Origin of the sequence: Pantoea sp. CTOTU46764, from assembly GCF_031974595.1 — a bacterium.
In the GTDB taxonomy this organism is placed as follows: Bacteria; Pseudomonadota; Gammaproteobacteria; order Enterobacterales; family Enterobacteriaceae; genus Pantoea; species Pantoea trifolii.
Genome location: NZ_DALYOQ010000096.1, coordinates 1 through 13,556 on the forward strand (window position 1 = coordinate 1; position 13,556 = coordinate 13,556).

At 59.7% G+C, this 13,556-nt stretch carries 11 protein-coding genes; 6 read left to right on the top strand and 5 right to left on the bottom strand.

Going from position 1 to position 13,556, the window contains the following annotated elements; genetic code table 11:
• Positions 1-431, top strand: a 431-nt coding sequence (locus RTM06_RS21385; RefSeq protein WP_312184647.1) for a HutD family protein, incomplete at its 5' end; no start/stop codon positions are given.
• Here the strand turns inward: RTM06_RS21385 and hutC are convergent.
• Positions 415-1,170 carry a histidine utilization repressor gene (hutC, locus tag RTM06_RS21390; protein WP_008102577.1) on the bottom strand — a complete coding sequence of 252 codons (756 nt, stop codon included), beginning with the start codon at positions 1,168-1,170 and terminating at the stop codon, positions 415-417. The genes RTM06_RS21385 and hutC overlap by 17 nt on opposite strands.
• Positions 1,171-1,489: 319 nt before the next feature.
• Between hutC and hutH the strand changes: the two genes are divergently transcribed.
• The 3 genes from hutH (at position 1,490) to RTM06_RS21405 (ending at position 6,174) form a co-directional block, all read left to right on the top strand.
• A complete protein-coding gene (gene hutH / locus RTM06_RS21395) occupies positions 1,490-3,043 on the top strand; it encodes a histidine ammonia-lyase (protein ID WP_312184648.1) in 1,554 nt (517 codons plus the stop codon).
• 10 nt (positions 3,044-3,053) lie between these two features.
• Complete coding sequence (gene hutU / locus RTM06_RS21400; protein ID WP_312184649.1) at positions 3,054-4,739, top strand: urocanate hydratase; 1,686 nt, start codon at positions 3,054-3,056, stop codon at positions 4,737-4,739.
• A 277-nt stretch (positions 4,740-5,016) separates the two neighbouring features.
• Entirely contained in the window at positions 5,017-6,174 is a 1,158-nt protein-coding gene (locus tag RTM06_RS21405; protein WP_293795818.1) for a M20 aminoacylase family protein, read from the top strand.
• Positions 6,175-6,238: 64 nt separating this feature from the next.
• Here the strand turns inward: RTM06_RS21405 and ybiB are convergent, their stop codons facing one another.
• The 3 genes from ybiB to RTM06_RS21420 are packed head-to-tail and all read right to left on the bottom strand — an operon-like array spanning position 6,239 to position 10,348.
• Positions 6,239-7,207, bottom strand: a complete 969-nt coding sequence (gene ybiB, locus RTM06_RS21410; RefSeq protein WP_312184650.1) for a DNA-binding protein YbiB — start codon at positions 7,205-7,207, stop codon at positions 6,239-6,241.
• A 45-nt stretch (positions 7,208-7,252) separates the two neighbouring features.
• Positions 7,253-9,397 carry an ATP-dependent DNA helicase DinG gene (dinG, locus tag RTM06_RS21415; protein ID WP_312184651.1) on the bottom strand — a complete coding sequence of 715 codons (2,145 nt, stop codon included), beginning with the start codon at positions 9,395-9,397 and terminating at the stop codon, positions 7,253-7,255.
• Positions 9,398-9,451: 54 nt separating this feature from the next.
• Positions 9,452-10,348 (bottom strand): LysR family transcriptional regulator, encoded by an 897-nt coding sequence (locus RTM06_RS21420; protein WP_312184652.1) that lies wholly within the window; start codon positions 10,346-10,348, stop codon positions 9,452-9,454.
• A 124-nt stretch (positions 10,349-10,472) separates the two neighbouring features.
• Here RTM06_RS21420 and speB point away from each other — a divergent pair, with 124 nt between their 5' ends.
• Both speB and RTM06_RS21430 read left to right on the top strand, forming a co-directional pair.
• The gene (gene speB / locus RTM06_RS21425; protein WP_409455822.1) at positions 10,473-11,429 is read left to right on the top strand and encodes an agmatinase; all 957 of its coding nucleotides are present in this window, start codon (positions 10,473-10,475) and stop codon (positions 11,427-11,429) included.
• Positions 11,429-12,514: an iron-containing alcohol dehydrogenase family protein gene (locus RTM06_RS21430; protein ID WP_312184654.1), complete on the top strand. Its 1,086-nt coding sequence runs from the start codon at positions 11,429-11,431 to the stop codon at positions 12,512-12,514. Before speB ends, RTM06_RS21430 begins: the two co-directional genes overlap by 1 nt.
• 175 nt (positions 12,515-12,689) lie before the next feature.
• Here RTM06_RS21430 and RTM06_RS21435 read toward each other — a convergent pair.
• A partial coding sequence (locus tag RTM06_RS21435) for an MmgE/PrpD family protein (protein WP_312184655.1) occupies positions 12,690-13,556 on the bottom strand: 867 nt, incomplete at its 5' end.

Sequence of the window (13,556 nt, forward strand, 5' to 3'; positions counted from 1 at the left end):
GGCGCGCCAGCATCGCCACCATCTCCGCCGACGGGCCGTTTTCGCCCTTCCCCGGCATCGACCGCGTGATTACCTTGCTGCATGGCGACAGCGTTTTACTTGAGAGTGAACAGGCTCAGCAGCGCTTAACCCCGCTGCAGCCATGGGCGTTTCCCGGTGAATGGGCGATTGAAGCTAAAATTTCTGGCAGCTGTCAGGATTTCAATATCATGACGCGGCGCGACAGCTGGCGGTCTGCGGTGAGCATCGCGCAAAAAACGGCCAGCAGCGAAAACGGCGTGGCGTGGGTGGTGGCGGGCACATGGCAAACATCGGCCGGAGAAATGCTGGCGGTGGATCAGGGGATGTGGTGGCTGGATGAAACGCTACAGCTGGCACCACAAACGTCGGATGCCAGACTGTTATTTGTCACGCTTAACCGTGTCCTCTAAAGCGCCCCAGCAACTTATAGCGCGATCCCGGATAAAGCAGGCGCGCGTAGGTCACAATCTTGTTGTCGCTCCACGTCTGACGACGAATCAACAGGCACGGCTCATGTTCATCCAGCGCCAGATGCTTACGCTGGCGCAGGTCCGGCAGCACCGCTTCAACAATATGCTCACCGGCGGTCAGCGGGGCGACGCGCATCAAATAGGTGTACGGCGTCAGCTGATGATAATCCTGACTGAGATAATCCGGCGCCACCAGCGGATTGACCAAACGATCTTCCAGCTGCACCGGCAGATCGTTTTCGTAATGCACAATCAGCGAATGGAACAGCGTTTGCCCGGTAGATAATCCCAGCACCGCCGCCTGTTCGGGATCGGCCTTCATCTGTCCAATCGACAAAATCTTGCAGCTGTGACGATGTCCGCGCTGCGCAATCTCATCGGCGATGTTGTGCACTTCCAGCATCGCGGTGTAGCCCTTCATCTCAGCGACAAAAGTGCCTACGCCCTGCATGCGCACCAGAAAACCTTCGCTGGTGAGCTCACGCAGCGCGCGGTTAATGGTCATGCGACTGACGCCCAGCTCGTTCACCAGTTCACTTTCAGACGGCACGCGCTGATTGGCTTTCCAGTGGCCTTCACGGATCTGGCTAACGATCGCCTGCTTCACCCGCTGGTAAATCGGCGCAGGCTCATCGCCCATCGCCGCAGCCAGCTGTGCTACTGCTGTTTGCTCCGCCATTTCCTGTTCCTTTAAACAATAATGCCCAAAGTTTACTGTCTCAGCCAGTAAATGTATATACATCTAATTGTGCAATCCGCCCAGCAGTGGTGCAGCTTTCGTGCCATTGCGGTGCAATCACGTTGCGGTTGCGCCTGTTTCACCGCTTTGCGCCGCATTTCACAGAACAAGAACAATCTGGCATAGCGCTTGCTACTTGTATAGACAAGATTAGACACTTATGCTTCACTTATCGCAATCCACGGCAAATCGGACCGCCCCATCGCAAAATATCGGCGTCCGATTCATGCCAGATCACTTGTATAGACAGGAGTAGACTATGTCAGGTTCGGTTCAGGAAATTCGCCTCGTTCCCGGTGAAGTGGACCTCGCGACCTTGCGCTGCATTTATCAAAGCAAGGTAACGCTCACGTTGGCCGATGACGCGCGCGCAGCGATTGCTCGTGCCCATGAAACCGTCGATGCCATCGTCGCATCCGGCAACGTGGTGTACGGCATCAACACCGGTTTCGGCAAGCTGGCGCAGACGCAAATCCCTTCGGCGCGGCTGGCAGAACTGCAGCGCAATCTGGTGCTGTCGCACAGCGTTGGCCTCGGCGATTTGCTGCCGGACAATGTGGCGCGACTGGTGGTCGCCACCAAAATTATCAGCCTGGCGCGCGGCCACTCTGGCGTGCGCATCGAACTGATTGAAGCGTTGCTGGCGCTGTTCAACGCGGGCGTGATGCCGTGCATCCCGGAGAAAGGTTCGGTGGGCGCGTCAGGCGATCTGGCGCCGCTGGCACATCTTTCCTTGATGCTGCTGGGCGAAGGTCAGGTGCGCGTCGAGGGCGAATTAATTCCTGCTACTGAAGGCTTAGCGCGCGTTGGCCTGCAGCCGATTGTGTTGGGCCCTAAAGAAGGTCTGGCGCTGCTCAACGGCACGCAGGTCTCGAATGCGCTGGCGCTGCGCGGTCTATTCGAAGCGGAAAACCTGTTCGCGGCGGGCCTGATGGCCGGCGCGCTGTCGCTGGAAGCGATTAAAGGCTCGGTTAAACCTTACGATGCGCGTATTCACGAAGCGCGTGGTCAGGTTGGACAGATCAACGTTGCCGCCGCCGTCTCCTCTTTATTATCCGGTAGTGAAATCCTCAGCTCGCACACCAACTGTGGTCGCGTGCAGGATCCCTACTCGATTCGCTGCGTGCCACAGGTGATGGGCGCCTGCCTGGATAACCTGACGCATGCCGCGCGCGTATTACAGATTGAAGCCAACGCCGCCTCGGATAATCCGCTGGTGTTCAGCGACAGCGGCGATGTGATTTCCGGCGGTAACTTCCACGCCGAGCCGGTGGCCTTCGCCGCCGATATTCTGGCACTGGCGATTGCCGAAATCGGCGCGATCTCCGAGCGTCGTCTGGCGCTGCTGCTGGATACCGGCCTCTCCGGTTTGCCGCCGTTCCTCGTCAATGATGGCGGCGTTAACTCCGGCTTTATGATCGCCCAGGTCACTGCGGCGGCGCTGGCGTCTGAGAACAAATCGCTGGCGCATCCTGGCAGCGTTGACAGCCTGCCGACCTCCGCCAACCAGGAAGATCACGTCTCGATGGCGACCTACGCAGCCCGCCGCCTCGGCAGCATGTGCTTCAACACCGCCGCCGTAGTGGGTATTGAAGCGATGGCCGCTGCACAAGGCATTGATTTCCATCGTCCGCTGCAGAGTTCGCCGACGCTGGAACAGGCGATGAGCCGCATCCGCGAGAACGTGGCCTTCCTCGATCACGACCGTTTACTGGCGCCGGATATCGAATCCATGCGTCTGTGGGCCAGCGCATCCGCATGGCCTGAATCCCTTACCGCGCTGCTGCCAAGCCAGCGTAAGACTGTTAATTAAGGAATCGATGATGAGCGAAACTTTGACTCAGGCTGTAGCCCGTGAAATCCGTGCGCCGCGCGGTAATGAATTGCACTGCGCCAACTGGTTGATTGAAGCGGCTTACCGCATGATCCAGAACAACCTCGATCCTGACGTGGCAGAGCGCCCGGAAGATCTGGTGGTGTACGGCGGCATCGGTAAAGCCGCGCGAAACTGGGAGTGCTTCGAGCAGATCCTGCGTTCGCTGCGTGCGCTGCAGCCGGAAGAGACATTGCTGATCCAGTCCGGCAAACCGGTGGGCGTATTCCGCACGCATGCTGATGCACCGCGCGTGCTGCTGGCTAACTCGAATCTGGTGCCACATTGGGCCAACTGGGATCACTTCCACGAGCTGGATCAAAAAGGCCTGATGATGTACGGCCAGATGACTGCCGGTTCGTGGATCTACATCGGTGCGCAGGGCATCGTGCAAGGTACCTTTGAAACCTTCGCCGAAGCCGGTCGCCAGCATTACGACAGCAATCTCAGCGGCCGCTGGATCCTCACCGCCGGTTTGGGTGGCATGGGCGGCGCACAACCGCTGGCGGGCGTGTTGGCCGGTGCCAGCGTGCTGGCGATTGAGTGCCAGGAATCACGCATCGATTTCCGTATCCGTACTCGCTACGTCGATCACAAAGCCTATACGCTGGACGAAGCACTGGCGCTGATTGATCAGGCGAATAAAGAGAAGCGCGCCATTTCTGTTGGCCTGCTGGGCAACGCCGCTGAAATCGTGCCGGAGCTGGTGAAACGTGCCAAAGCGGGCGGCATGAAGCCGGATATCGTCACCGATCAAACTTCGGCGCACGATCCGATTAACGGTTATCTGCCGGTCGGTTGGGATGTGGCGCGCTGGGAAGCCGAGCGTGTCAGCAACCCGAAAGCGGTGGAGAAAGCCGCACGCGCCTCTATGGCGGTGCATGTACAGGCGATGCTGGATTTCCATCACATGGGCGTCCCGACCGTGGATTACGGCAACAACATCCGTCAGGTAGCGCTGGATGAAGGCGTGAAAAATGCCTTTGATTTTCCAGGCTTTGTGCCGGCCTATATTCGACCGTTGTTCTGCGAAGGCAAAGGTCCGTTCCGCTGGGTGGCGCTGTCTGGCGATCCGGAAGATATCTACAAAACCGATGCCAAGCTGAAAGAGCTGTTCCCGGATCACCAGAATCTGCACCGCTGGCTCGACATGGCGCAGGAGCGCATCGCCTTCCAGGGCTTACCAGCGCGTATCTGCTGGCTGGGTCTTGGCGAGCGTCATAAAGCGGCGCTGGCGTTCAACGAGATGGTGCGTAACGGCGATCTAAAAGCGCCGATCGTCATTGGTCGCGATCATCTGGATTGCGGTTCCGTGGCGTCACCGAACCGTGAAACCGAAGCGATGAAGGATGGCTCGGATGCAGTATCGGATTGGCCGCTGCTGAATGCCCTGCTGAACACCGCAGGCGGCGCGACCTGGGTCAGCCTGCACCATGGCGGCGGCGTTGGTATGGGCTTCTCGCAGCACTCCGGCGTAGTGATTGTGTGTGACGGCAGCAAGGAAGCCGATGCGCGTCTGGGTCGCGTGTTGTGGAACGATCCGGCTACCGGCGTAATGCGTCACGCGGATGCCGGTTATGAATTAGCGCAAAGCTGCGCGCAGGAACACGGCTTAAACCTGCCGATGCAGAAGTAACGTTCACCTCGCGCACTCCGATCGATCCCCTCTTCCGCCTGCGGGAGAGGTTTAGGGTGAGGGACAGCGCGCATCTTTCAACATTGTGCCGCATTCCCCCTCATCCCAGCCTTCTCCCGCGTGCGGGAGAAGGAGCCGATCGAGCCTCTTTCTATATTCCATTCCGCTATACCCTATAGCCAAATCATTCCGTTCCGCGATAGACGCCGCTATGCGCTTGCCACTACAGTAAATAGATTATTTTGCAGCTCACGCTGCTAATGGAGAGCCTTACCTTATGAGCCTGCCTGCTGCACTGCTGGAAAACGCCCTCAACTGGCGTCGTCAGTTACACCAACATCCTGAACTGGGTTACCAGGAGCAGCAGACCAGCGAGCTCGTCGCGAAGGTACTCACCGAGGCCGGATTACAGGTGTTTCGTGGCTTAGCCGGCACCGGCGTCATCGGCACCTTAGAGAACGGTCCCGGCCCGGTTATCGGTCTGCGCGCGGATATGGATGCGCTGCCGATCACCGAAAAAGGTGCGCCGCAATGGAAGTCGCAAAAAGCTGGCGTCATGCACGCCTGCGGCCATGATGGTCACACTTCTATTCTGCTGGCTGCAGCCTGTCAGCTGGCGGCCACGCGCAACTTCAGCGGCACCCTTCACTTCATCTTCCAGCCCGCCGAGGAGAATCTGGGTGGCGCGCGCAAGATGGTGGAAGAAGGTCTGTTCCAGCGCTTCCCAATGGATGCGGTTTACGCCATGCATAACTGGCCGGGCATGCCGGTGGGCACGCTGGCGGTGAACCCGGATGCGATGATGGCGTCACTCGACTCGTTTGAAATTACGCTGCACGGTAAAAGCTGCCATGCGGCGATGCCGGAGAGCGGTGCCGATCCGATGGTGGTGGCCGCCGAACTGATTCTGGCGCTGCAGACCATTCCGTCGCGTCGTCTGTCACCGCTGGCTTCGGCGGTGGTGAGCGTGACACAAATTCACGGCGGTGAAGCGATTAACGTCATTCCTGAGCAGATTGTGTTGCGCGGCACGGTACGATGTTTGCAGACCGACGTGCGCAATCGCGTGCGTGGTCTGATTGAGGATTTTGTCACTACGTTGCCGCGTCCGTTTGGCGTCAGCGGCGAGATTCACTGGTATCCCGGTTATCCGGTCACCGCCAACCATGCAGAGCAAGCCGAACAGGTGCGTGCGGTGGCGGTTGATGTGCTCGGCGAGTCGCAGGTGCATTGGCAGGTGAACCCTTCAATGGCTTCGGAAGATTTTGCCTGCATGATGGAAGCCTGTCCCGGCGCCTATTTCTGGCTCGGTGCCGATGGCGCGACGCCGTCCGCCCCGCTGCATAACGCGCATTACGATTTTAATGATGAGCTGCTGCCGATCGGTATTACCTTCTGGCAGCGTTTGGTGGAGAGCGTGTTAGCGAAAGCGTGATGGCGTGATGGCGGTCGCCATGAATGGCGACCCTACGGAAACCTTGGGATGCGCCTGGCAGGCCTCAGATCCCCGCTCGCTGTAAGCGCCCTTCCGCATCCGCCATGCTGGCCGATTCCCTGGTCGCCACCAAACAACACGCCAGTTGCAACCGCAGCGCCTGCGGTACAGCGCGTTCCCCGGCTAACACCTGATTGATCCACACAGCGGTATCCTGCGCGCTTTTGCTTTCCGGCAGTTCCACACTCACTTCCGGCTGGCGCTCAACCCACACTTCCGCTTCTGCACCCGCGCCGCGAATGTAGTTAATCGCCGGGCAGCGCTGCGGATTGGCGTACACCTCGCCTTCGGTGCCGTTGAGCAGAATCGCCGGTGCATCGATATCCTGGAAAAATTTCCCGACGCGCGGCACATATTCCGGATGCGAGACGCTGGCCAGACGCAGCGCGGCGCGTTCGGCAAACGGCGTCGCCAGTTTCGCCAGCGTATGCGCGCTGTTACGCACGCCCATACGCCAGCGCAGCGACAGCTGTTGCGCCATCGGCGCACATAGATGGTCAATGGTGATAAACGCCAACTCTCCGTTATCCAGCTTCGCCTGCGCCTGTGCGGCGGAGGTCACAGGCGCGATGTCCAGCGCCGCCAGCACCGCTTCGGTGGTGATGCGCGTGGGATCGTCGCTAACGCCATGTAACAGCACCGGGAAGCCGATTTTCACCAGCAGCAGCGCCAGCAGCGGCGTCAAATTGCCCTGACGACGCGCACCGTTGTAGCTGGGAATAACAATCGGCACCGGACGATGAGCCGGTGCCTGCAACTGCATCATCTGCTGCTGCATCGCGTGGTAAAAACCGCGCATCTCCTCTTCGCCTTCGCCCTTGATGCGCAGTGCAATTAGCACGCCACCCAGCTCCAGCTCCGGCACTTCACCGGCCAGCATCGCGCTGTAGAGCGCCTGCGCGGTGTCGAAATCGATATCGCGCGCGTGATTTTTCCCGCGCCCAATCTCTTTAATGATTTTATTCAGTTCCATCAGGCATTCCCGCTTCCAGGGCGCGCCGCCATGCGGCTGCCAAAGTTAGATTTTCTTACTGCGACTTTTTTTCGGCTTGTCACTGCTAGCTTCCGGCATCGGCGGTTGCTCAATCGGGAACACCGGTAACGCGGCCAGCAGTCGGCTGCCATAAGCTTTGTTGAGCAGGCGGCGATCGTAAATCACGATTTCGCCAAAGCAGCTGTGGCTGCGAATCAAACGTCCTACCTGTTGAATCAAGGTAAAGGAGGCGCTCGGCAAGCTCTGCACCTCGAACGGATAACGTTTCAGGCTCTTCAGCCATTCGCCCTCGGTCAAAATTACCGGACTGTCCACCGGCGGAAAAGCGATTTTATGGATATGCACCTGCGACAGCAGATCGCCTTTCAAATCCAGCCCTTCAGCGAACGATTGCAGCCCCACTAAAATGCTGGTTTTACCGGCTTCGACGCGTTCCCGGTGCAGCGCCACCAGGCGCGAGCGCGGCTGGTCACCTTGCACCAGCATTGATAAACGCAGCTCCGGAATGTGCGCGACAAACTGCTGCATCGCGCGGCCGCTGGCAAACAGCACCAGCACGCCTTTGTGCTTCTCTTCGGCAATCTGCTGACGGAAGAAACGCGCCATCTCGGCGATGTGTTCCGCTTCCTGCGCCATCTGCGGCTCAAACTGCATCTGCGGAATCACCAGTTTGCCCTGATCGATATGGTTAAACGGTGAATCCAGCGCCACGAAGCGGTCGCCGGCTTTCTCGCTCAGGCCAGACATCTCCTGCAAACGGTTGAAGCTGTTGAGCGAGCGCAACGTGGCGGAGGTCACCACCACATGCGGGATTTTGCGCCACAGGATTTTTTCCAGCTGATCGCTCACGCGAATGCCCGCGCAGTGGAACAGCAGATGCGCCTGGCCTTCGCGGATCTCACGCGTAATCCACTTCGACACCGGCGCATTTGAGGCTTTCTCCATCGCCGCCAGCCGCCACAGCTTGCTGATTGATTCGAACCAGCCGAAGTGGCGATTGAGCTGAATAATCGCTTTATGCAGCCGCATGATATCGGCTTTACCGGTTTGATCGCCCAACTCGTTGAGCAGGCCTTCACTCAGGCCACGCAGCGCATCGCTCAGTTTGAACAGCCGCGCGCACAAGCTCAGCAGCTCTTCCGGCAGTTCGCCCAGCACAAAGCGGAACTCACCCGGCTGATTATGGCCCGGCAGCAGCGGATTGAGGGCATCGCACAGGATCTGCAGCAGCTCACGCATTTCGTCGCAGTGGCCTTTCAGGCGTTCCGGATTGGAGAGCGGCGGCGGCGATTTTGGACGGAACTGCGCCATGATGGTTTCCACCAGCCGCACAAACAGATCGAGCTGCAAACTGCTCCAGCCGGGCGTGATCTCCGCGCTCATCTCCAGCGCATCGCGCGCCACCTCCGGCAGATGATGGCCTTCGTCCAGCACCAGCATCAGGTTTTTCGCCGGTGGCAGCACCGATTCATTCTCCATCGCCGCCATCACCAGCGCATGGTTGGCGACCACCACATCCGCCTGCTCAATTTCGCGACGTGCGACAAAGAACGGGCATTCGCGATACCAGCGGCAGTGATGCCCGAGACAATTGGCTTTGTCGGTGGAGAGGCGTTGCCACAAGCTGTCGTCAATGTTGACATCGGTGTGATCGCGCAAGCCATCCCAGCGGTAGCTGCTGAGCTGCTTCTCCAGCTTGGCGCAGAATTTTTGCTCCTCTTTCGAGCCGGTCACCGCCTCTTCATCAAGATAGAGCAGCAAATCGCCCTGCTGATCTTCGGTCGCCGCAAGCGCCGCAAGGTTGCGCGGACAAACATAGCGTCCACGGCCAAAGGCAGCGGTAAAGGTAAGATCGGGGATGATTTTCTTCAGCAGCGGCAGATCCTTGGTGAAGATCTGATCCTGCAACGCCACGTTGGCGGTGCTGATCACCAGCCGCTTCTCCTCGGCGCGGCTCACCGCAATACCGGGAATCAAATAAGAGAGGGTTTTGCCGACGCCGGTGGGCGCTTCAATCGCCAGATGACGCCCTTCGTCACCGGCCAGACTTTTCGCCACTTCGGCAATCATCTGGCGCTGCGGCGCGCGCGGGATAAAGTCAGGAACCTGCTGCTGCAGCGCCTTATACCATTGCGCAATCTGGCTTTTTATCGCTGCTGTCAGGGCCATTTTCGTTACTGTTTGCTGAATTGGCCTGTATTTTTACACAGTATTGGCGCAGCGTCAGCTTTCGCTGCTATTTTTTCGCGCTGGATTCAGAATTTCACGCATCGCACGAATCAAGGTTTCCCGCGCGCGCCCACGGCGGAACGCAAAAGAGAAAGGCGCGCGGAAGTGGAAATGGTGCGGCAGCAGACGGCGCAGCGTGCCCTGCTGTTCCCCGCTGCGCGCATAGTGTTCGGGTAAATAGCCGATAAAGCGGCCGGAGAGAATCAGCGTCAGCTGCGCTTCGATGCTCTCCACCGATGCGTTGCTCTGGCGGAAGCCGCGCTTGTGGAGCTCCTGCTGATTCCAGTAACGCCGCGTCACCATGCCGGTTTGCTGCACGGTGCGCACATCCGGATGACCTTCAGCTAGCGGATGTTCCGGGCTGCAATAGAGCCAATGCTGTTCTTCATACAGCGGAATGGTCACCAGATTGCTGGCGCGCAGCGGGAAGTGACCAATCGCCAAATCGAGCCGATCCTCCAGCAACTGCTGCTGTAACTCATTGGGATCGCGCACGCTCAGATTAAAAAACACCGCCGGAAAGCGCTGATTAAAGCGGGCGATGGCAGCGGGCAGATCCAGCGTGCTGTCGGTGACGGTGGCGTCCACCACGCCAAGCGAGAAGGTGCCGCCCTGCGCGCTTTTCAAGGTTTCCACCTGCTCCTGCCAACCCGCCAGCGTCGCCAGCATCTCCTGACTGTAACGATAGAAATGCTCGCCTTTGCTGGTCAGGGTAAAGCCGCCGCGCCCGCGCTGACAGAGGATAAAACCGAGCTGCGTTTCCAGCTCGCTCATGTAGGCGCTGATGGCGGGCGTGGTCATGTTCAGCGCCTGCTGCGCGCGCGAATAGCCCTGATTTTCCACCACGCTGGCGAACACCTGCAGCAGTTTAAGATTGGGAAGCGTCTGCACCGATTTTCCTTCAGTGATTGCTAACTAAAGTTAAGTAATCTCTGAAGTGATTATCTGCTGTCAAGGATTTTTCCGGCGCGCGGGCTGGGTAATGATGGGTTTCACCTGACTGAAGGAGTGCGTGATGACCGATTTCCCCCAGCCGCAAGGCGGCAACGAGATGCCCCGTTTTGCCGGACGCGGCACCATGATGCGTTTGCCCGCCGCTGACTCCCCGGCCAATTTGGATGTGGCGTTCGTCGGCATTCCGCTGGATATCGGCACCTCGCAGCGCAGCGGTACGCGCTATGGCCCGCGCGCCATTCGCGCCGATTCCGTGATGATCCGCCCGTACAACATGGCCACCGGCGCCGCGCCCTTTGATTCGCTGCGCGTCGGCGATCTCGGCGATGTGCCGATCAACACCTACAGCCTGCTGAAATCGGTTGATATCATCGAAAACTATTATACCGAGCTGAATACCTGGCCGATTATCCCGTTAACGCTGGGCGGCGATCACACGCTAACGCTGCCGATTTTACGCGCGCTGGCGAAGAAGCATGGGCCGCTGGGGCTGATTCACATTGATGCGCACACCGATACCAACGACGAGATGTTTGGCGAGAAGATCGCGCACGGCACCACGTTCCGCCGCGCGGTGGAAGAAGGCCTGCTCGACTGCCAGCGCGTGGTGCAGATCGGGCAACGTGCGCAAGGCTATGCCGCCGATGATTTTCAGTGGGGCGTCGATCAGGGCTTCCATCTGGTGCCCGCCGAGCAGTGCTGGTATCGATCCATGACGCCGCTAATGGCCGACGTGCGCGCGCGTATCGGCAACGGCCCGGTGTATCTCTCTTACGATATCGACAGCTTTGATCCGGCGTGGGCGCCCGGCACCGGTACGCCGGAAGTGGGCGGTTTGACTTCGATGCAAGGGCTGGAGATCGTGCGCGGCTGCCGTGGACTCAATCTGGTGGGCGGCGATCTGGTGGAAGTCTCGCCGCCGTATGACATCAGCGGCATGACCTCGCAGCTGGCGGCCAATATCCTTTATGAGATGCTGTGCGTGTTGCCCGGCGTCCGTTACACAGAGAACAAGTGATGACACAACAGAATCTGGTGTTCCCGGCGCGCGTGCTGCGCGGTGCGGGCGTGATCAATCAATTAGGCGCGATCTGCGCCGGACTGGGCCAGCGTGCGCTGCTGATTGGCGGCCATCAGGCGTTGCAGGCGGTTGAAGCGCAGGTTCGCGCGCAGCTGCTGGCAGCCAACGTCACGCTGCTGGCGCAGGAGTGGTTTGGCGGCGAAACCTCGATCAATCACATCAACCGTTTAGCGGCGCTGGCAACCGAACTGCACGCCGAGGTGCTGATTGGCGTCGGCGGTGGTAAATCGCTGGATACGGTGAAAGCGGTGGGCGCACAGCTCGGCTTGCCGGTAGTAACGCTGCCAACCATTGCCGCCACCTGTTCAGCGGTCACGCCGCTGAGTATTCGCTATGACGATAACGGCAATTTCTTCGATATCTTCCCGCTGCCGCAGGCACCGGCAGCAGTGATTATCGACAGCGAGCTGCTGGCAAAAGCGCCCGCGCGCTGGCTTGCCGCCGGGCTGGGCGATACGCTGGCGAAGTGGTACGAGTTCCGTGCGGTCAGCGCACGCCATCCGGCGCGCGACGGTAATGCGCTCTCGTCACTGGCGCACAGCCAGATTTGTTATGACGTGATTGCCGAACACGGCCCGGCGGCCTATGCCGCAGTGCTGCGCGGTGAGAGCAGCGCGTCGCTTGATCAGGTGCTGGATGCGATTTTCACCTGGGCAGGATTAACCTCGCTGATGAGCAATGGCGCACACGCAGCGGCTTCGCATGCGATTTATGAAGGTTTTACCTTCTGCGATAAAACCCGCGAGTTTGGTCATGGCCTGCTGGTCGGCTTCGGCAATCTTTGTTTGCTGGCGCTGGAGAATCGCGCCGATGAGGAGGTGTTGGATGAGATGCGCCTGGCACGCGACTGCGGCGTGCCGCTGACGCTGAGCGAGATTGCCGAGCTGGATGAGCATGAGCTGGCGCGGATTGTGCGCGAATCGGTGCATGCGCCGGATATGGAGAACATGGCCGAAGCGGTGACCGAAGCGCGCTTGCTGGCGGCGATGGTGCGGATTGAGGGGTTGTCGGGCAGGGTTTAGCCTGTGCTGGCTTTCCCCCATCCCGGCCTTCCCCCGCAAGCGGGGGAAGGAGACGCTGCCGCATGCAGCTTCATCACTGACATGTGGCAGCATCTTCCTCCCCCATTTATGGGGGAGGACCGAGGAGGGGGACAGCGTGCACCGACCGGGATGGGAAACAGCGAGCACAATAAAATCACCTTATCGCCAACAACCCCACCACTTCCCTTACATCCGCCACCTCATCCAACTCCAGACACACCACCTCGAGCCGTTCGACCTGATCCAGCGGCAACACGCGCGCCGCCAAACTGTGGTACTTCGCCAGCAGCGCATCCAGCGTGAGCGGATTGGTTGGCGCGCCTGACGGCACCGGCACATGCTGCTGCCACTGTACGCCCTGCTCGGTTTCCAGCCGCACCCACGGTTCGTCGTCGCGGCTCTGCTGTTCATCGATCACCAGCTCAATACGCGCCAGCAACGCTTCCACATCAGGATGCAGCCGTTTGGCGTCGTCATAACTCGCCAGTTCCGCCGAGTCGTAAAGCGCTCGCGCCGCCAGCGCATACGGCAGGCTCATCTGCGCCGCCGCCAGGCTGTGTAACTCGCGTCCGCCGCACATCTCCAGCAGGAACGGATTCACGCCCACCACGATACGCGCGATCTGCTCTACGCGCACATCATGCTGTTGCAGCAGGATTCCCAGCGCATCAATCGCCGCGTGGGTACCACGGCACGAGGCGTAAGGTTTGATCGAGCAGCGCGCCAGTTTCCATACCTCACCGAGATCCGCCGTCAAGGCCTGTGGCTGCTGAGTATCTGCCGCTAAGGTTTGCAGGAAGCCGCCCCAGCGCGGTTCAAACACCGCCGAAGGCCCACTGATGCCGCGTTGTGCCAGCAGCGCGGCCTGCACGCCGCCTTCTGCGGCACGCGCGGCATGCAGTTTTTTGGTGTGCGATCCGTCGTGAATAAAGCCCCACAAACCGCCACTGAAGCTGGCGGCAATGCCCAGTGCAGACGCGCACTGCTCGCGATCCAGCTGCAGTAGCGAACACACCGCCGC